Below are 17,245 nucleotides of genomic sequence, written 5' to 3'. Positions count from 1 at the left end.
ATGAACATCGACACGAATAGCACCAACCAACACTTTATTCCAGTGTTCTCGCGCCGTGGATTTATCTACGGCCTTGCGGGTTGCGCTGCGGCAACGGCTTCTAACGCCGACGCTACGCAACTGCCGAGCCCCGCAACTGAGCACAATGGAAACCTTGAACTGATAGCAGCACTTCAGCATCTGCTTCGTGCTCAACAGCAGTACGAGAAAGAGCAAAGCGACCTTCAATGGCTGGCAGATGAATGGCGTCATCGCTGGCCGCTTGCCCCTGAATGCATCCTCGGCAGTGCCAACGTGGATCGCCACGGTTACGACGAGGATGCCGAGCGCGATTTGATGGGCCGGTATATTTACCGCGAAACCGCTGAGCTAACGACCCGCATCAAATCAAAAAGTTGGTGTCAAGAACACCCAAGGGTTTGCTTTGCTGTCGAAACATCGGAAAAACTTAGAGCGACAGTGCATGAAACAGAGAACAGAAAGCCAAAAGGACGGACAGATAAGGCCCGCGCCGAGTATGAAGCGATAACCGCCCGGTATTTGAAGGATTACCGCGCGGCAATTCCCGTAGCTCTCGAATATGAGCGCGTGACAGCAGATATCCGGCGGCGGTCCGGCGTAGACGAAGCGCTTGCGCGTGTGAGTGCATCGAAAGCCGCTGTCGATGAAGCGATGACGGCTGTCTTCGTTTCCCCGGTTAGAAATCTTGCCGGTCTCAAAGCGAAGGCGAAGCTCGTAAAGGAAGCTTTGCCGCAGAGCATGTTCCGTCCGGGTTACATTGACGACATGGGCGCGTTGGGCGGTCTCTTCAGCATCGCCATGGACGCAATTCATTTGAACGGGGGTGATGCATGACTTCGCTTTCAATTCCCGTAGGCGGCACGACCGGCCTTTCCCATGAGCATAGCGCTGCGGTCGAAGAGGCGGCGCGCTGGCTTTCCGATCTCCCCGCCAAAGACTTTCCGCCGTTGGTGCTTGATCTCATGCGCCGGTTTGGCGTGACGCCTCAGGAAGCCTGCGAGGCTATTTCGATGGCCCGGAAGATGTGGACGTTGCGGAGGGCTTTCGGTTGAACGAAGAGCTTTCCGAGCAGGAGACGCGGTCGTTTACGTCGTGGAAGTTGGACATCCTCGACGCCATGTCCTGCGATCCAAATGTTGATCCCATCGATTTTAGGGTCGCATTTCGCGTAATGCAGCACGTCAATGCCAGGACGAGGGATGCCCATCCCTCTCTTGAGCGTATCGCGGCTCAATTGGGTGTGCACCGCGATACCGTTATGCGGAGCATCAAGCGTTTGTGTAGCCTAGAAGGCGGGCGTCATTGGATAAGCCGCTCCCGCAGATCGCGGATTGAGGCATATTTCTACACGTTCACGACCGACCGTCTGACTGCTGTTCTAGACGGAAAAATAGACCGCGAAGAACGCGCGCGAGATCTCTCTGTTGAGAAGAAGCGCCGGCGTTTCGAAGTTGCAACGTCGCAACGTCGCGAAGTTGCAAGTGTGCATACTCCCGAAGTTGCAAACGTGCATGTTCACGACGTTGCAGGGGAGCAACCCAAACACCTTACTAAGAACTACCTGAATAGAACACCTGATTATCTTAGCTATGAGAAGGAGGGTAATCCTTATGCGCGGGCAAGAGATGGATATTGATCTTCCCCTTTTTGCATGGAAGCCGGTGTGCAGCGTTGTCGCATTTCCGCTTAAAAAACGAATAGGGAAGGTGCGGCGGGTCGCTGGCGTCTTTAACGAAAAAAGCGAAAAGCAACGCCTGTGGTATTGGCGAACGCAGGTAGCGCAACTCTCGGATCAACTGCAGCGCATCGGCTACGGGGAAGAGCGGATAGAAGAGGAAATTGAAGCGTTCAGGGTTGCAGTCAGCCGAGAACTTTCCATGATGAATTATCAGCGGCTTTCGAGAGGCAACAATCCGAAGGGGGTGGCATGAGCGCGGAAAACCTCAAGACAGACACGCGTCAAGCTAACTGGCGTCGTAGCAATCCCGACAAGTACGAGGGACACATTGCCGTCCAACGCGCCTTGGTCGCCGGCAAGCTGATTAAGCAGCCTTGCGAGGTTTGTGGATCACGCAAGGTCGATGCTCATCATGATAATTACGACCAGCCGCTAAACGTTCGGTGGCTGTGCCGGCAGCATCACGTGCGCCTTCACTTTGGTGGTGAAGACATGTTTTCGCTGTGTCTCAAAAGGCTTCAGACGGACGCTTCCGCTTTGTAAGATCGGTGTAAAAACAGCATTGGCGGGCGTCAAAATAATGGCGTCTGCCACTTCGTTGCATACATCTCTGAAGCGCCTAGATGATTTTCTTGACACCAGAAAGAGCAGCTAATCTTATGTTTGCGTCCCGCAGTGAGAAACCGACTATGCGAACGCTGATCTGCTTCATGTTCTTTTTGATGACTGCATCAAGCGCTGACGCAGCGAGTATCTGGAAAGGCACGGGGCAGGGCGGGATCGCGTTTATTGCTGTCGAGGGCGAGTTATTTGAAGGTGATGAGAAGACCTTCAATAATCTGGCTATCACGATGGAAAAAGGCGTTGTGCTCCTCAACGGTCCAGGCGGACGCGCTGATGTGGGGATGTCCATCGGACGCACCATCTCAATAAAGGGGTTTGCAACAGGCGTGGTGGGCCAGACGCTTTGTGCGTCTTCTTGCGGCTTGGCATGGCTTGCCGGCCGGCCAAGAATGCTATCAGCAGAGGCGAGGGTCGGGTTTCATGCCATCTACACGGTAGAGAATGGAGCCAACAACGTCAGCTCTGACGGAAACGCCTTGGTCGGATCGTACCTCCGGGATCTCGGTTTCTCTGACAACGTTATCCGATACGCCACCTTCACCAGCCCCAATGCAATCAAGTGGCTCTCCAAAGATGAAGCGGCGAGCATCGGTTTAGAGGTATCCTACCTTCCCTCAGCTGCTGTGTCAGACGCGCCCGCAAAGGCAGAACCTCCCAACACTGCCGAAGTGTCTGTCCCCGACGCATCCGAACCCGCAATCGCGCTTCCAATTCCCGCCGAGGCACCTCGGACGATGCTGGTGGCTCCCGCTGTAACAGTTGAGCCGCCCCCTCGTTCACAGTCTGACGAGTGGAAGTTTGCCGACAATTTAGATTTGCCGGGTTTCGACCTTCCCCGTATGCCTATCAAGGCAAAGACCGCCTTGGCATGCTACAAGGCTTGTAACGAAGCGACGAGCTGTACGGCATACACCTTCAACGCCGACGCGAAGGCGTGCTTCCTAAAGCGAGGCGCTAGCCAGGCGCTGCAATTCACACGAGCTTTCTCGGGCTACAAGGCTTCCAACATCATTTACCGCGTTGGGCGCGAGTACGGGGCTGATGTCCGGTTCAGGACGAACTTGGGGACGGAGATAATGGCGATGCCGTACTCAACCTATATCAATAAGACGTTGGCTTGGTGCCAAGATGAGTGCGTTGACGATTTTCAATGCCGAGCATTCTCGTATTTTCGGAACGGAATTTGCGTGAAGTTCACCGCCTCGAAACCAGTGCGGATGAACAGCGAAGTCTATTCAGGCATAAAAATGGATTGACGGATTGGTCTAAACTAGAGGCCGTTTGAGTGGGCGTCATTTTGGAACGGCACACAACGGCCCCGGGTTAAAATACGAAAGCTTCGCAATATTATTGCGTTCCATCGTTTTTATATTGCTCGAAAACTGAGACTACATGTCTGACTAGCCGGGATGGTTGGATGATGGAAAAACTCTTGCGGTCCGGTTGGAAAACAGAAGGCTATCGAGCCGACGCGGATCAGGGGAGATCATTGCGATCAAACAGCGTCTGTGCGCCAGAGCGGATTGGGTTGAGCCCAGCGTTAGCCAGGTCTTTATAGTGCCGCAACATCTTTGGGCGAAGCGAGCGATTTGAATTTTCGGAAGCCGTCATGGGGAGCCGTTGCCAATGATGAGCTTGGGTATTTATCGTTCTTGCAACCTAGGCGATCTGCCTAATGTAGAAGCATTCTGTGTTTTCTTGCGAGGTCGTGCCAAATTGCACAGTTGCCACGCAATTTAGAGGAAAACGGCGACGCTCTCAAAGTTCTGCTTGCAACTTTTAAAGATCGACGAAACGTTTCACGCAGCGAACGATCTAACTCAGGAAGTTGATTGTCGACCACATCCCGCACGATCTCCATAGCCAACGGATATTTGCAAGTATAGCTGCCGCCAATTGCCATTCCCCATTCTTGTACCGTCAAGCGATCTAAGGCGGCAGCTGGAACGAAAGTCACGGACTGACAATACAGTGTTGATAAAACAAGAACCGATGAGCACTTTAGATTTGGCATTGAACACCTAGACTAAAGAAAACGGCGCGACCAGGTCCGCCATCTGGCCGCGCCGTGACTGGTCCCAAGATCATCGCCGGGAGGAGAAGCGATGCCCGTCCTGTCTAAGGTAGTTATACCGCAATCAAGAGCTACCAAATTGCGGTATATCAAGCTTCAGTAAAATAACGAACATGACCGAGCTTTTACGGGAAGAGGAGGAACCGATGAGAATAACGTTAGCTGTCGCCTTGAGTACATTGTTTGGCGAATTCGCTTTTGCCGATACGGTGTCTGATATGGTGGAGGCTCGCGAAAATGGTCAGATAGTCGGTACGTCAGAAATTTGCGGCTATACACTCAATGCTGACAAAGTCGCCGCATATGTCTCCGAGCGATTAGCTGGGATGGACCCATTAGCCCGGTCATCATTCCAGACCGGTTCGGGCGCCCATAAAATGCGTTTGATGGAAATGGGGGAGCTGGAACGCAAGGTATCATGCGCGACCCAAGCAAAAGTCGCTGCGAAATACGGCTTTATGCCATGATCCGCCCAATGGTGATCCTCGCCTCGCTTATCTTCTCCTATGCTGAAGCTGAGGCGCAAGTGACTACATGTCAGGGAGATTTGTGCACCGTGGAGGCAAACGGCGAAACACGCACTCTCTCTCCTCAGGAGGTCGGAAAGATTAAACGACAAAACTCCCGCACAGCGCTTGCGAACGTTGAATGCCACCATGCATCCGCACCCGACAAATGCGAAGAACTCATGCGAGACATCTTCGCATTGTTTCCATACTGACATCTTGTCACTTGAAGGGCTAGCGAACAAACCCGTTCTATCGGAAGCAGCTTCTTTCCATTATCATAGCACAAGCTAACGAAATCAATGACTTGACGCACACAACCAACGTTGACATTTGACACGGGCGTGTCAATATCCAGCAACCAACTGGAGACCCGCCATGCGCAGCTATGTCGTCTACACCCGCGTATCTACCGAAGATCAGGGAAAATCGGGTCTTGGGCTTGAAGCGCAGCAGCGGGACATCTCAATCTACCTCGATAAGTTCTCGGAAATGCCGTACCGGATAATCGGCACTTTCCAAGACATAGAAAGCGGCGGCAATAACGACAGGCCTGAATTGGCGAAGGCCCTTGCCTTGGTGCGCAAAACCGGCGCTGAATTGCTGATAGCCAAGCTAGACCGTTTAAGCCGCAAAGTTTCGTTCATCGCTGGTCTGATGGATGATCCAAAGGTCAAGCTTCGTGTTGCCTCGATGCCATTTGCTGATAAGTTTCAACTGCATATCTATGCGGCGCTTGCCGAGCAGGAGCGTACTTTTATCTCGGAGCGCACAAAAGCGGCTCTCAAGATGGCGAAGGAACGCGGGAAGGTTCTCGGCGGCATGCGGGATGCAACGATGAAGCGGAACGTAGCCATTCAGGAGAAGGCCAACCGGGAAGCCGCCAAGCTTATGGAGATCATCTCACCGCTTCAGCAAGCCGGAAAAACCCTTTCAGAGATCTCTAGAACCCTGAACAATCAAGGTATCCCGACTTCACGCGGTGGCCTCTGGACTGCGAAACAGGTCTCGCGCGTGATCGAACGCTCCGCATAGCGCTGCAAACCTAATATGCCTTGGATGCCCTGAGATAGAGGGCGTATGCGCCATATTGTTTCGGAACCGAAATGATGATATTCTTGTTTCGTTCTCACTCTTGGGCGAAATAGGAAATGAAGCGGATAGGTCCATACTCAAGGCCACATACCCTAGCGAAACTTGACGGACGCAGCCGAGAAGCACGGCTGTTACAAAACACGCGGGATGATCTCATTCGTCATGTCGGAGGAGTGCCATCCGTCGCCCAACTTGCCATGATTGACCGGGCGGCATGGCTAAGCCTTCATTTGTCGATGATGGACGCCAAGATCCTTGAGGGAGGCGATGCGGTCCTTACTGATAGGGACGGCAGGCAGTATCTGGCATGGGCGAACACGCTCAACCGTCTGCTTCGTGACATCGGTTTGAATGGAAAGCCTCAGGTGGCTTCGAAGACGCTTAAGGACATCATTGCGGAGCATGCCGCGTGAACATCCTTCAGGCCTGTGCAAATCCCGAACTGTTCGCCCCCTGGTTTCGAAAACCCGAAACCTATCAGTCGTGGTTTGCCTTCCTGGCTGCCCTGTTCGGTCTGGAAATGACGGAAGAGCAGGCCGAGATTTACCGCAAGCATACGGGGCGGCAAGAGCTTCCTACCGAACCTTTCAACGAAGCATGGCTCGTTGTCGGCCGGCGCGGGGGTAAATCGCTGTTCATGGCGATTGCGGCTGTCTTCCTCGCTGCGTTCTTCGATTACTCGAAATACCTCGTACCGGGCGAACGGGCGACGGTCATGGTCATTGCGGCTGATCGGCGACAGGCGCGCACCATCATCCGCTACATCAAGGGAATGCTGTCCATCATCCCGGTGTTGAAGGAACTGGTAGAGCGGGAGACAGCGGACGAATTCGAGCTTAGCAATTCGGTTTCCATCGAAGTGGGAACGGCGTCTTTCAGATCAACGCGCGGCTATACCTACGCCGCTGTTTTGTGTGACGAAATAGCGTTCTGGAGAACAGACGACGCCGCCGAACCTGATTATGCGGTTCTCGACGCTATCCGGCCCGGCATGGCGACAATCCCTAATTCTATGCTGTTATGCGCCTCTTCTCCCTATGCCCGCAAGGGCGCGCTCTGGGACGCCTTCAAGCGTTACTTCGGGAAGAGCGACGGGCCTTTGGTGTGGAAGGCTTCCACTCGGGAAATGAACCCGACTATCCGGGAAAGCACCATTGCACGGGCGTATGAACGAGATCCGGCGGTTGCCAGTGCCGAATATGGCGCTGAATTCCGGCGCGACATTGAAGCGTATGTCTCTATTGAAGCTTTGGAAGCTTGCACGGCGTTCGGTTATACGGATCGCCCCTTTAGCTCTCGGACAAAGTATCGCGCCTTTGTCGACCCATCCGGCGGGGTGAATGACAGCTTCACGCTCGCGGTTGGTCATTCCGAGACGGACAAGATCGTTCTTGACGTTGTCCGCGAGAAAAAGCCGCCTCTTAGCCCGGAGGGGGTAATTGACGAATTCTGCGGCATTCTAAAGGCTTACGGCATCCGTGAGGTTACAGGAGACCGCTACGGCGGCGAGTTCCCGCGTGAACAGTTCCGCAAGCACGGCATTGCCTACAAGGTCGCCGAGCATGTCCGCTCCGATCTCTATCGGAACCTCCTGCCGATCATCAACAGCGGGCGGATTGAACTTCTCGATTTGCCGGTTCTTCGCTCTCAATTGGTCAACCTTGAACGTCGTGTGCATCGCGGCGGTCGGGAAACCATCGACCATGCTCCCAACGCTCATGACGACATCGCTAACGCCGTCGCTGGCCTCGCAAGCACCGTTGCTTTCGGCAAGCGGTCGCCTGTCGCCGCGTCCGGCATTCAACGCCGAAATTGAAAGGTAACACCATGACCACTCCCAACACCCTAGCTGAACTGAAAAATGCCCGACAGGCCGCAGGCGAACGCTACGCCGCCGCTGTGGTTGAGATCGAAGCAGCATTTATCGAATTGTCGGCATATGACCGCGTTCTTCAAAACGGCAACGTCAACCGCTTGTCTGGCGCGCCGTATGAGCATCGCAGCTTCAGGGGCGGGCTAGACCTGCTTCCGGCAGATATGCGCCACCCGGATTTCGGTTCCTACACGACGGAATTCAATCGCCGGATCAATTCGATGGCGATCCCGATCATTGATGCTCTTTCCTGAGGCGCGCCGATGACCATCTACGTCAACTTCTTCCGCATAAGCGCAAAGGGCTCTGTACACGTCCAGATGCCCGATGATTGCGTTGCCGCCGAGACTTTCGCCTCTTCCGGGACAAGCACCTACCAGGGCCAACAACGAAGCGAAGTCGTGTCCGTCTTTTCCGACAGCGCCAGTTTCCGCTTTGCCAAGGGCAAGACGCCGAACGCGGCGCTCAACGTGAACAGCGACGTTTCTACCGCCGGAGCCTATTTGCCGGCCAATGTCTTTGCGACCTTCAATCTAAACCCTGGCGAGAAAATCGCCGTTCAAGCTATCTAAGGAGCGCCTAATGGCTGATCTTCTCACCACTCTTCGCCAGCGTTTCCCGAAACCCGATCATCGCATTTCGGATCTTGCGGGCATGTTCGAAACCGTCAACACTTTCATTCCGGTCATCACGGCATGGAAGAAGGAAGCCGCTAGCAACAAGAACCTTTCGGAGGCGGGCGCTTCGGCTGCATATCGCAGGAAGATCGGCGAAAACGTCATGCGGGAAGTCCGCAACATGAATTCGCTGATCCGTGAGAGCAGGGAGAAGATTTCGTCTTCCCGCGTTCAGGTGACGCAACCGACATTCGACCAGAAAGACATGCTGGCGGCTGCCCATCGCCGGGAGATCCGCGAATTCCTGCGCAATGCGGACACGTCTCAGCGCCTATCGCTTGTCATGGGCAAAGACGCTGATCCGCTGTTCATCAACGCTGCGCTTGAGCTTCCCACTGTCGTTTCTGGTTTGCTCGAGCAACAGGCCGATATGGTGCGCAAGGTCTATGCCGAGCGCTATCATCCCGACGTTCTGGAGCATATCGAGTTGCGAGAAGAGGCCCTTGAGGTCATGACCGCCTTCGCCAGCATCTTCAAAGAGGAGGTCCGAAAGCAGGCCGGGATTAGGAACGAACCCGATTTCGATGCTTGGTATGAAACCGGCGCGGAACCGGAGGCGGCTTGATGGCAGTCCGTTACGCCTGGGCCGATGTCGTCCCTTCGGATCACGCTGTTCCTCGCGGGGAATGGGCGGGCGTTCGTTCGTCCCTTCGCAAAGAGCGGGCGATTGTTCAGGCCGGGCGTAAGGGTAATCGCCCTCGCGAGTTACAAGGCGTTCGGGACCCGTCACATTCCCGAACGTCCTGCGCTTCGAAATGCAGTCCGGGATAATCGTGCTTCCTACGGGGCTGCAATGGCATCCTCTGCCGCTCGTATCCTTCGTATTGCTGCGGAGGGTGGAGACGCAGGAGCCGAGAAGCGGAAAGTCCTGGGCCGACTCGGCGCAAAGGTCCAAGGCGATATGCAAGCGGAGATCACCGCCTTGCAGTCACCTCCGAACGCGCCAAGCACCATCCGGCAGAAGGGAAGTTCGAACCCATTGATAGACTCAGGCCGACTCAGGGCTTCAGTGGCGTGGCAGATTGTCGAGGGCGGGGGAATGGCAACGTTCAAAGCCGGGCTGCTTGGGTCCGCCTCATCGTTCGCTAAGTAGAAAACGGCTGAGAATTCCCGAATGCGCCGCTATGAACTGGAATATGATAAACGATGCCCAGATGAAATTTCTCACGCACAGCTATATAAGGAAGTCCTTATACGTCTAGTCAGTGTCAAAAAGTAGTTGCCGTGATAGTCCGGCCAAACCTACAGTGCTACAAACCGATCCGCTCTCGCGGATAACCGGCGCGGTTCGATCGCAATGATCTACCCTGATCCGCGCCGGTTTTTGGTTTATCAGCCTGTTTTAGTCCGTGCGAACGAACCATCAGCTGACCGACCAGCTTGCGTTCATCAGAAAAGCAGCTAAATTTAGGACATTATCCCCAAGCTTTGGATTATTGTCCTATGCCCAAAAAGACAGATGATCCCGTCCTCTACATCGGTCACGCCCTTGCCATGGCTCCCGCCTCCCAATTTCGCGCCATGACGGGAAAGAACGTGGCCGAGAAGGAACAGGCGAGGGAGGCGCTTGCGGAGGCAATTGCCGATACCCTGGGAAGACAATTCGAACTCACGTTCAAGGGTATGCAAATGGACTATTCGGTATCGTCTACAGGTGTAAGCCGGGCAGGGAAGGCGCTAAGCGATGGTCAGTGAGATCCATATCGAGGGCGTCGGGATCATGCGCCATTTGAATGATTGGCAGTTGGCGCGCCTGAACCGGGTCCGGCGGAACAAGTTCGCAGAAACGGCTGCCGCTTATGGGCTTGGAATGAGCGTCTACCAGTTCAAGAGCCTGTCGCCGGAAGATCGGGCGAAATGTGTTGCGGCTTTCAACAGGCTTTTGGCGCCGCCGCCGTATTTATTAAAAAATGTTGCGCGCATTCCAACCGGTTAACGCGTGCTTCTAGACCATCCTCTCCCAGCAATGTTTCGAAGCGAGACAGTCGCGGCAACATAAGATGCGAAAAACCCGTTCTGTAATTGTCAACTAGGGGATTTTGCTTGCGCAAAAGCACCTTGTCTCCTTGCCGGAGTACCTGCCCTTGACACGCATCGGCAATTAATAGTTTCTTAAATAAAACACTCAAAGCCGGGCGAGGAAGATATGGCAAAAGTGAATTTCGATGCGGGTATGTGGGGTGAGAACGGACCTAGAAGCCTGGATTACGATTTCTCGGATCTATATTACTCAACGTCTGGCTCAAATGAATTTCGTCCCGGCTTTGGGTTTGGTGGAACCCTTTATGCCGAGGCATCGGCATGGGTTGGGCTCAACTACGAAATGGGCTTTGGCTTGTTAGGGCAGGCCAAACTGGATTTAGGAGATATAAACGGCTCAGTTGACATCGCTGTCAATGCAGCGACTTCTAATAAGAATGATGCCTACAAAAGCGGTGCGGTTGTTGATCTGAAAAATTACTCTGCCCCATCATCGACATTAACCGTTGATACTTTTGATCTTGTAAATAGCTTTGTCAAAGTAGACTTGGCTGCAAAGCTGAAGGCGGATCTATTTGGCGGATACAGCGCCAAAGCTGGAATTAGCGGTGTCCGTGAAATTAGTGGAGGTGACAGTTTCACAACAAGTATTCTGAATATAGATGAGCGTGTTAATCTAATCGATATTAGCGGACAAGCTCTAAAAGACGGCTTTAATGTTGATTTTCTGTATGGCGCCATAGGTGGCAAGATGCCCACGATGTCGTATTCTTCTCAACAATATATTCCGGGTGTTGGGGAATTCGGGCAAATTCAAGTGTCAGGCGTATCAAATGCTTTTCTCACTGCAAGCCTTGACCTTGATGCGGCACTTCTCTCTGCGTTCGCACTTCCGCCCCAACTCCTGTCTGGACAGATTGGCTTGGATGCCAACATAGGGTTCGGATATGCGAAAGCGCTAATAAAGTATGGCCTGATCGATGCGCGTCTGACCGTCAACGCGGCGCTCAAGCAAGACTTTCTGCTTACACCGGATGTCGACGTCACTCTCAAAAGCAGCCTTGGTGAAACGCTTACCGGCAATCTAGGGGATCAATTCAAATTTCAATCTCCTGAGGGTGAAGGTTCGTTCACAGTTGAGGCTAGGTATGACGTTGGTGGCACAATTTCCAACAATACATATCTAAATCTTACCTCCTCTTTAGATTATAAAATTCTTTTTGGACAAATAGAGGCAGCAATTGGTGTAAAGATATTAGGCCAGGATATAAGTGGATCATGGAATTCAGATCCGTTCCAACTTGCCGGTGGTTCAGTCCCGCTCGGCGGCGGTGCAAATATACTCATATTTTCGGACACATCAGAATATGAATTTGGGTCATTCAAGGAGAAATACACCGTATACTACGAGAATTTCGTCACCGCCGCCTCTGTTGGCAACCTTCAGATGACTACGCACCAACAGTCATTTACGGGTGATGCGAAAAATAATGTCGTCACCGGAAACGCGCTCGCCAATGAAATACTTGCCGGTTACGGAAAAGACACAGTTCGTGGAGGCCAAGGGGCAGACTACCTCTTTGGAGATGGAGGCAACGACAAACTGTTTGGTGATGCTGGCGACGACAGCGTTATCGGGTATTCAGGTGATGATTTGATCTACGGTGGTGGTGGCAAGGACCTGCTAAGGGGTGGGTCAGGCGCTGATATCGTATATGGCGGGGATGGGGATGATGTCCTCAGGGGGTTTGAAGACAACGATAAATTGGATGGAGGCAAAGGGAACGACGCGATTTACGGGGATCAGGGCGTCGATAAAATGACCGGCGGTCTCGGCCAGGACACCTTCGTGTTTCTTGAAGATTATGCGCGTATTCCGAAGAAGCAATGGGATACCATCACTGATTTCAACGGGGAAAAAGGCGACGTTATCGATCTGTCGGCTATTGATGCCAAGACCGGCAAAGATGGGTATCAGCAGTTCACATACATTGGCGAGCGCTCTTTCTCTGGCTTCGCTGGCCAACTCCGTTATGAGGAAAGCAACGGGGGCACTTACATCCTCGCTGATACGAATGGCGACAGGCGCGCGGATTTCGGTATTTTCCTCAAAGGAAGCCCGTCTATCTCAGAAGGCTGGTTCGAACTTTGACCCTGTAAGGGGGAGGGCGGCAGCACTTTAGTATGCCGCCCTCAACGATAAAAGCGTGGGAACATAAAGCAAACGCCTCGCTACCATTTTGCTACCCAACTCGGTAGCAGAGAAAAAAATGAAGGAGGACAGGAAGAGATTTTTCTCAATAGTTTCCGAGAACTCTCGGTATTAGCCGGCATGAGAACAAAGAGGGAGGGACGTTCAAAACCGAATTTCAAGACCGGTTCCTTAAACCGCTCGGACACCCATCCGCTTCGGCTGCCCTTTTAGCAGCTTCGCGCGCGGCGTCAACATCGGTGGGGGGATGCATTCGTCCGCATTGGGCAGCGTTAACTTCGCGTTTACCATAACGAGCAATTTCCCGCCCTGCATCCCAATTCCGTTCGCAATTCCGCCTGGATGTTGGCATGTTTTTACCAACCGTAGTTAACAGAAGCGCATTGGATCGCCGGAGACGGCGGGATGCGTTCTGAAACGAAATGAATCTGGCGGCGCGGGGCGCAGATAGCATATGGCGGTAAAGACTGAGCGGCGCGGCGCGCCTTGGGCTGGAGCGGGAAAATGGACGGCGCTGGCGGTTCTCTGCCTGTGCGTTGCGTCCTGCGGAACCACCAAGACGGTCGGCAAGAAGCGGTCGCACGGCAAGGAATATTTCGCGGAAAGCGAATATGGCGTCAAAGCCAGCCCCCGCGTCTACAAGGGCAAGCATCCGCCCAAGGGCGGCGGTCGCGAAATGGTCGGCAAGCCCTACAAGGTCAAGGGCAAGTGGTATCAGCCCAAGGAAGACAAGTCCTACAACAAGGTGGGACTGGCGTCGTGGTACGGCTCGGCCTTTCATGGTCGGCTGACCGCCAATGGCGAGATCTACGACCAGTATTCGCTCTCCGCCGCGCATCCGACATTTCCGCTGCCCAGCTATGCGCGCGTCACCAATCTCCAGACTGGTTCGTCCCTGATCGTCCGGGTCAATGATCGCGGCCCTTATCATCCGGGCAGAATCATCGACATTTCCGACAAGGCCGCCGACATGCTGGACATGCGTCACCACGGCACCGCCAAGGTGCAGGTGCAATATGTCGGCAGGGCTCGGCTGGATGGTCGCGACCAGGCTTTCCTGATGGCTTCCTATATCCCGAAGGGCGAACGTATCCGCCGCAATCCCGGCGGCCAGATCGCCACGGGCGTGATGGTGGCCTCCAACGACGCGACGTTTACGCCGAGCCAGGTCGTGCGGGCGGCGCCCGTCGTTCCGAAACCGGCCGTGACGCGGGTCGCTTCGGTGGCCTATGTCGAACCCGCCGCGACGCCGGCCTGGGCCGGCGACCTCTCCGAATTCGAGACGATGGTGCAACTGCCTGATTTCGGCCCCGTTCCGGTCGAGAGACCGCAATATACCGGGCAGAGCCTGGGCACCTTGTCGGCCTATGCGGAAATGCGCGTCGAGACGGCGCAGGCCGCGCCCTTCGACGCCGTGCTGGTCGGCAGGGGCGGGCTGAACGCCGAGGCGATCCGCAAATCGGTCGAGCGCCGCAACTGAACGCCCCCGTTGCAATCGCCCCGGTCGTTTCCAATCCCGGCGTCGGCCCCTTGGCGCCACAGCCAATTCGCGTAGGGTGAGGCGCGCAACACAGATCCGGATCGTCATGCCAGTCTTGCTATTTCTGTTCGCTGCGATCGTTTTTTCGATCACCGGTTTCGGCGTCGTCCAGGCGGCGCCGCTGGAGACGAAGGCGAAGGAAATCCTGCTGATCGAGGAGAGCACCGGCACCGTGCTGTTCGAGCGACAGGCGGATGCGGTCATTCCGCCCGCCTCGCTCGCCAAACTGCTCACCGCCGAATATGTTTTCCGGGAGTTGAAGGAAGGGCGCATCAAGCCGGAGGATCGCTACAAAGTCTCCGAATACGCCTGGAGAACCGGCGGCGCCCTGTCGCGAACCTCCACGATGTTTGCGGCGCTGAATTCGGAGATCAGCGTCGTGGATCTGCTGCGCGGCGTGATCGTCCATGCCGCCAACGACGCCTGCATCATTCTGGGCGAGGGGCTTGCGGGCTCCGACGCCGCCTTCGCCGAAAAACTGACGGCGCGGGCCAAGGAACTCGGCCTGACCGCCACGACGCTCGCCAATTCAAACGGTCTGCCCAATCCCGGCAATAAGACGTCGATCCGCGATCTCGCGAAACTCGCCCTGCATATCCGCTCCGCCTATCCCGATCGGAAAGGTCTCTATGGCGAGGAGGATTTCGAGTGGAACAAGATCCGGCAGAGAAACCGGGTGATCAAGATGGGAATCGGATTGGACGGCATGGCGCTCGGATTCGCCGAAGGCGCAGGCTACGGCGTGGTGGCGACGACGGCGCGCAACGGGACGCGGCTTTATCTGGCGATGAGCGGGCTGACCTCGGAGAAGGAGCGCCTTGAGGAGACGCGCCGCATTCTCGACTGGGGCTTCACCAATTTCGCGCGGCGGACGGTGTTTCGCGAGGATGAAACGGTGGCCGAAGCGCCCGTTTACGGCGGCGACAAGGCTCGAGTGCCGCTCAAGGCCGACAGGAACGTGGATATCTTCGTTCCGGTCGACGCCGAAGACAAGGTCCGGGCGCGCATCCTCTACACCTGGCCGCTGACGGCGCCGGTGTCCGAGGGGCAGAAGATCGGGGCGATGGAACTCAGATTGGGAGAGCGGAAGATCCTCGAAAGGCCTGTCTACGCTTCGGCGCCGGTCGGCGCCGGATCCTTGTCGTCGCGAGCCTGGGATGGTTTGAAGGAAATGATGTTCTTCTGGCTTTGACGGATGCCGCCGGCTTGGTTATGAGCATGCAAGGCAAGAATGGAGCCCGCGCGTGGCCGCAAGACAAGGTTTGTTCGTGACGTTCGAAGGCGGGGAGGGCGCCGGCAAGAGCACCCAGATCCGGCTTCTCGCCGATCGTCTCAGACGCATGGGACTGGATGTGCTGGTGACGCGCGAACCCGGCGGCTCCCCCGGCGCCGAAGCCGTCCGGCATGTGCTGCTCTCGGGCGCAGCGGAATCCCATGGCGCGCGTCTGGAGGCGATACTGTTCGCCGCGGCCCGCAACGATCATGTGGAGGAAGTGATCCGGCCTGCGCTGACCAGCGGCGCGGTGGTGCTCTGCGACCGCTTCATCGATTCGTCTCGCGTTTATCAAGGCGTCACGGGCAATCTCGAAGCCGAGTTCATGGACAATCTCGAACGAGTGGCGATCAACGGCGTGATGCCGGATTGCACTCTGATTCTCGATCTGCCCGCCTCGGAGGGCCTGCGCAGGGCAAAGGCGCGGGCCGGCGGTGAAAACGCCGCCGCTGCCCCCGATCGTTTCGAGAAGGAAGAAGTGTCCACCCACGAGAAGCGCCGCGAGGCCTTTCTCGACATCGCGGACCGCGAACCTCTACGGTGTCGCGTCGTCGACGCCGCCTGGCCGCCGGAAGCCGTGCACAACCGGATCTTCGAGATCGTCGAGAGCCTGTTGCCGATCCACTCGCACCGGGTGCGGGAGACCGGCGAAGCGTGAGCGCGGCTCCCTCCACTCTGCTCGACGGGGCGATCGCCCCGCAGGAAAACACCCGCCTGTTCGGCCATGCCGAGGCGCAGATATTCCTGGCCGAATCCTATGCGAGCGGCAAAGGACATCACGCGCTGCTGCTCGAAGGGCCGGAAGGGGTGGGCAAGGCGACGCTCGCCTTTCGTTTCGCCAACCATATCCTCGCTCATCCCGATCCTCTCGCCGCGCCGACGCAGATGTCCGATCCCGATCCGGGGCATCCGATGTTCCGCCAGATCGCCCAGGGCGCGTCGCATAATCTCCTGCATCTCACGCGGCCGGTCGACGCCAAGACGGGCAAGGCCAAGACCGCGATCACCGTCGATGAGGTGCGCCGCGCGGGGAAGTTCTTTTCACAGACCTCGGGCACCGGCAATTGGCGCATCGTGATCGTCGATCCCGCCGACGACCTTAACCGCAGCGCCGCCAACGCCATCCTGAAGATGCTCGAGGAGCCGCCGAAGCGGTCGATGTTCCTGGTGCTCTCGCATGCGCCGGGCAAGCTCCTGCCCACCATCCGTTCGCGATGCCTCGCGGTGAGCCTGAAGCCTCTCGGCGACGACGATCTTGTTTCGGCCTTGGCTCATCTCGGGTTATCGGCGCCGGAGCACGTGAGGGATCGGCTGCTGGCGCTGGCGGGCGGTTCGGTCTCGCAGGCCATCAAGCTGTTGAATTACGGCGGTCTCGACGTGCTGGACGCGATGAGGGCTGCACTGGGGCAAGAAGGCCCGGCGCGCCGCCGCGCCATCCACAAGATCGCCGATGTGGTGGCCCAGAAGGACGGCGACATCCTCTACGAATTCTTCATCGACCAATTGGGCATGGAAGTGTCAGGCCGGGCCCGCGCCGCGGCCCTTCAGGGCGACGTCGCGAGAGCGTTCGATCTCTCGCAATTGAAGGCGACGATGGACGAACAGATCGGCGCGTCGGACGCCTACAATCTCGATCGCAAGCAGACGGTGATCACGCTGATGGGCGAAATCGCCGGACGACTGTAAAGCGCG

Annotated in this window: 19 protein-coding genes and 1 tRNA gene; 19 read left to right on the top strand and 1 reads right to left on the bottom strand. The window is 55.9% G+C overall.

Features of this window, described 5'->3' with window-relative positions:
• The 15 genes from OCK01_RS00445 to OCK01_RS00375 all read left to right on the top strand — a co-directional run bounded on the left by OCK01_RS00445 (nt 1) and on the right by OCK01_RS00375 (nt 12,680).
• Nucleotides 1-855 carry a hypothetical protein gene (locus OCK01_RS00445; protein ID WP_263822230.1) on the top strand — a complete coding sequence of 285 codons (855 nt, stop codon included), beginning with the start codon at nt 1-3 and terminating at the stop codon, nt 853-855.
• Nucleotides 856-1,069: 214 nt separating this feature from the next.
• A complete protein-coding gene (locus tag OCK01_RS00440) occupies nt 1,070-1,657 on the top strand; it encodes a helix-turn-helix domain-containing protein (protein ID WP_263822229.1) in 588 nt (195 codons plus the stop codon).
• A complete protein-coding gene (locus OCK01_RS00435) occupies nt 1,647-1,952 on the top strand; it encodes a DUF6074 family protein (RefSeq protein WP_263822228.1) in 306 nt (101 codons plus the stop codon). The genes OCK01_RS00440 and OCK01_RS00435 overlap by 11 nt, the downstream gene beginning before the upstream one ends.
• Nucleotides 1,949-2,242, top strand: a complete 294-nt coding sequence (locus tag OCK01_RS00430) for a hypothetical protein (protein WP_263822227.1) — start codon at nt 1,949-1,951, stop codon at nt 2,240-2,242. The genes OCK01_RS00435 and OCK01_RS00430 overlap by 4 nt, the downstream gene beginning before the upstream one ends.
• 80 nt (nt 2,243-2,322) lie before the next feature.
• The gene (locus OCK01_RS00425) at nt 2,323-3,579 is read left to right on the top strand and encodes a PAN domain-containing protein (protein ID WP_263822226.1); all 1,257 of its coding nucleotides are present in this window, start codon (nt 2,323-2,325) and stop codon (nt 3,577-3,579) included.
• 931 nt (nt 3,580-4,510) lie between these two features.
• On the top strand, nt 4,511-4,864 hold the full coding sequence (locus OCK01_RS00420; RefSeq protein WP_263822225.1) for a hypothetical protein: 354 nt from the start codon (nt 4,511-4,513) through the stop codon (nt 4,862-4,864).
• 417 nt (nt 4,865-5,281) lie between these two features.
• Nucleotides 5,282-5,938 (top strand): recombinase family protein, encoded by a 657-nt coding sequence (locus OCK01_RS00415; protein WP_263822224.1) that lies wholly within the window; start codon nt 5,282-5,284, stop codon nt 5,936-5,938.
• Between the two features lie 116 nt (nt 5,939-6,054).
• Nucleotides 6,055-6,411, top strand: coding sequence for a hypothetical protein (locus tag OCK01_RS00410; protein WP_263822223.1), 357 nt, complete (start codon nt 6,055-6,057; stop codon nt 6,409-6,411).
• Nucleotides 6,408-7,814 carry a hypothetical protein gene (locus OCK01_RS00405; protein ID WP_263822222.1) on the top strand — a complete coding sequence of 469 codons (1,407 nt, stop codon included), beginning with the start codon at nt 6,408-6,410 and terminating at the stop codon, nt 7,812-7,814. The genes OCK01_RS00410 and OCK01_RS00405 overlap by 4 nt, the downstream gene beginning before the upstream one ends.
• Before the next feature lie 11 nt (nt 7,815-7,825).
• On the top strand, nt 7,826-8,125 hold the full coding sequence (locus OCK01_RS00400) for a hypothetical protein (protein ID WP_263822221.1): 300 nt from the start codon (nt 7,826-7,828) through the stop codon (nt 8,123-8,125).
• 9 nt (nt 8,126-8,134) lie between these two features.
• Complete coding sequence (locus OCK01_RS00395) at nt 8,135-8,443, top strand: hypothetical protein (protein ID WP_263822220.1); 309 nt, start codon at nt 8,135-8,137, stop codon at nt 8,441-8,443.
• A gap of 10 nt (nt 8,444-8,453) precedes the next feature.
• Nucleotides 8,454-9,113, top strand: a complete 660-nt coding sequence (locus OCK01_RS00390; RefSeq protein ID WP_263822219.1) for a hypothetical protein — start codon at nt 8,454-8,456, stop codon at nt 9,111-9,113.
• A gap of 878 nt (nt 9,114-9,991) precedes the next feature.
• The gene (locus tag OCK01_RS00385) at nt 9,992-10,243 is read left to right on the top strand and encodes a hypothetical protein (protein WP_263822218.1); all 252 of its coding nucleotides are present in this window, start codon (nt 9,992-9,994) and stop codon (nt 10,241-10,243) included.
• On the top strand, nt 10,233-10,484 hold the full coding sequence (locus OCK01_RS00380; protein ID WP_263822217.1) for a hypothetical protein: 252 nt from the start codon (nt 10,233-10,235) through the stop codon (nt 10,482-10,484). Before OCK01_RS00385 ends, OCK01_RS00380 begins: the two co-directional genes overlap by 11 nt.
• Nucleotides 10,485-10,694: 210 nt before the next feature.
• On the top strand, nt 10,695-12,680 hold the full coding sequence (locus OCK01_RS00375) for a calcium-binding protein (RefSeq protein WP_263822216.1): 1,986 nt from the start codon (nt 10,695-10,697) through the stop codon (nt 12,678-12,680).
• 125 nt (nt 12,681-12,805) lie between these two features.
• Here the strand turns inward: OCK01_RS00375 and OCK01_RS00370 are convergent.
• Nucleotides 12,806-12,934 (bottom strand) — tRNA-OTHER (locus OCK01_RS00370).
• A 260-nt stretch (nt 12,935-13,194) separates the two neighbouring features.
• Here OCK01_RS00370 and OCK01_RS00365 point away from each other — a divergent pair.
• From OCK01_RS00365 to OCK01_RS00350, 4 genes are all read left to right on the top strand, one after another.
• The gene (locus OCK01_RS00365; protein WP_263822215.1) at nt 13,195-14,220 is read left to right on the top strand and encodes a septal ring lytic transglycosylase RlpA family protein; all 1,026 of its coding nucleotides are present in this window, start codon (nt 13,195-13,197) and stop codon (nt 14,218-14,220) included.
• 106 nt (nt 14,221-14,326) lie between these two features.
• Nucleotides 14,327-15,472: a D-alanyl-D-alanine carboxypeptidase family protein gene (locus OCK01_RS00360; protein WP_263822214.1), complete on the top strand. Its 1,146-nt coding sequence runs from the start codon at nt 14,327-14,329 to the stop codon at nt 15,470-15,472.
• 52 nt (nt 15,473-15,524) lie between these two features.
• On the top strand, nt 15,525-16,211 hold the full coding sequence (tmk, locus tag OCK01_RS00355) for a dTMP kinase (protein WP_263822213.1): 687 nt from the start codon (nt 15,525-15,527) through the stop codon (nt 16,209-16,211).
• Nucleotides 16,208-17,239: a DNA polymerase III subunit delta' gene (locus tag OCK01_RS00350; protein ID WP_263822212.1), complete on the top strand. Its 1,032-nt coding sequence runs from the start codon at nt 16,208-16,210 to the stop codon at nt 17,237-17,239. Before tmk ends, OCK01_RS00350 begins: the two co-directional genes overlap by 4 nt.
• The last annotated feature ends 6 nt before the right edge of the window (nt 17,240-17,245 follow it).

It is taken from the genome of Rhizobium sp. TRM95796 (assembly GCF_025779995.1).
Classification (GTDB): domain Bacteria; phylum Pseudomonadota; class Alphaproteobacteria; order Rhizobiales; family Rhizobiaceae; genus Rhizobium_E.
This window is presented reverse-complemented; position numbering and strand designations above follow the sequence as displayed.

Bases quoted from the DNA above. Each gene is read 5' to 3' on its own strand.
- OCK01_RS00375 (WP_263822216.1), top strand. From the start codon at position 10,695: ATGGCAAAAGTGAATTTCGATGCGGGTATGTGGGGTGAGAACGGACCT.
- OCK01_RS00390 (WP_263822219.1), top strand. From the start codon at position 8,454: ATGGCTGATCTTCTCACCACTCTTCGCCAGCGTTTCCCGAAACCCGAT.
- OCK01_RS00445 (WP_263822230.1), top strand. From the start codon at position 1: ATGAACATCGACACGAATAGCACCAACCAACACTTTATTCCAGTGTTC.
- OCK01_RS00430 (WP_263822227.1), top strand. From the start codon at position 1,949: ATGAGCGCGGAAAACCTCAAGACAGACACGCGTCAAGCTAACTGGCGT.
- OCK01_RS00435 (WP_263822228.1), top strand. From the start codon at position 1,647: ATGGATATTGATCTTCCCCTTTTTGCATGGAAGCCGGTGTGCAGCGTT.
- OCK01_RS00425 (WP_263822226.1), top strand. From the start codon at position 2,323: ATGATTTTCTTGACACCAGAAAGAGCAGCTAATCTTATGTTTGCGTCC.
- OCK01_RS00395 (WP_263822220.1), top strand. From the start codon at position 8,135: ATGACCATCTACGTCAACTTCTTCCGCATAAGCGCAAAGGGCTCTGTA.
- OCK01_RS00360 (WP_263822214.1), top strand. From the start codon at position 14,327: ATGCCAGTCTTGCTATTTCTGTTCGCTGCGATCGTTTTTTCGATCACC.
- OCK01_RS00365 (WP_263822215.1), top strand. From the start codon at position 13,195: ATGGCGGTAAAGACTGAGCGGCGCGGCGCGCCTTGGGCTGGAGCGGGA.
- OCK01_RS00415 (WP_263822224.1), top strand. From the start codon at position 5,282: ATGCGCAGCTATGTCGTCTACACCCGCGTATCTACCGAAGATCAGGGA.
- OCK01_RS00410 (WP_263822223.1), top strand. From the start codon at position 6,055: ATGAAGCGGATAGGTCCATACTCAAGGCCACATACCCTAGCGAAACTT.
- OCK01_RS00400 (WP_263822221.1), top strand. From the start codon at position 7,826: ATGACCACTCCCAACACCCTAGCTGAACTGAAAAATGCCCGACAGGCC.
- OCK01_RS00420 (WP_263822225.1), top strand. From the start codon at position 4,511: ATGACCGAGCTTTTACGGGAAGAGGAGGAACCGATGAGAATAACGTTA.
- OCK01_RS00385 (WP_263822218.1), top strand. From the start codon at position 9,992: ATGCCCAAAAAGACAGATGATCCCGTCCTCTACATCGGTCACGCCCTT.
- OCK01_RS00380 (WP_263822217.1), top strand. From the start codon at position 10,233: ATGGTCAGTGAGATCCATATCGAGGGCGTCGGGATCATGCGCCATTTG.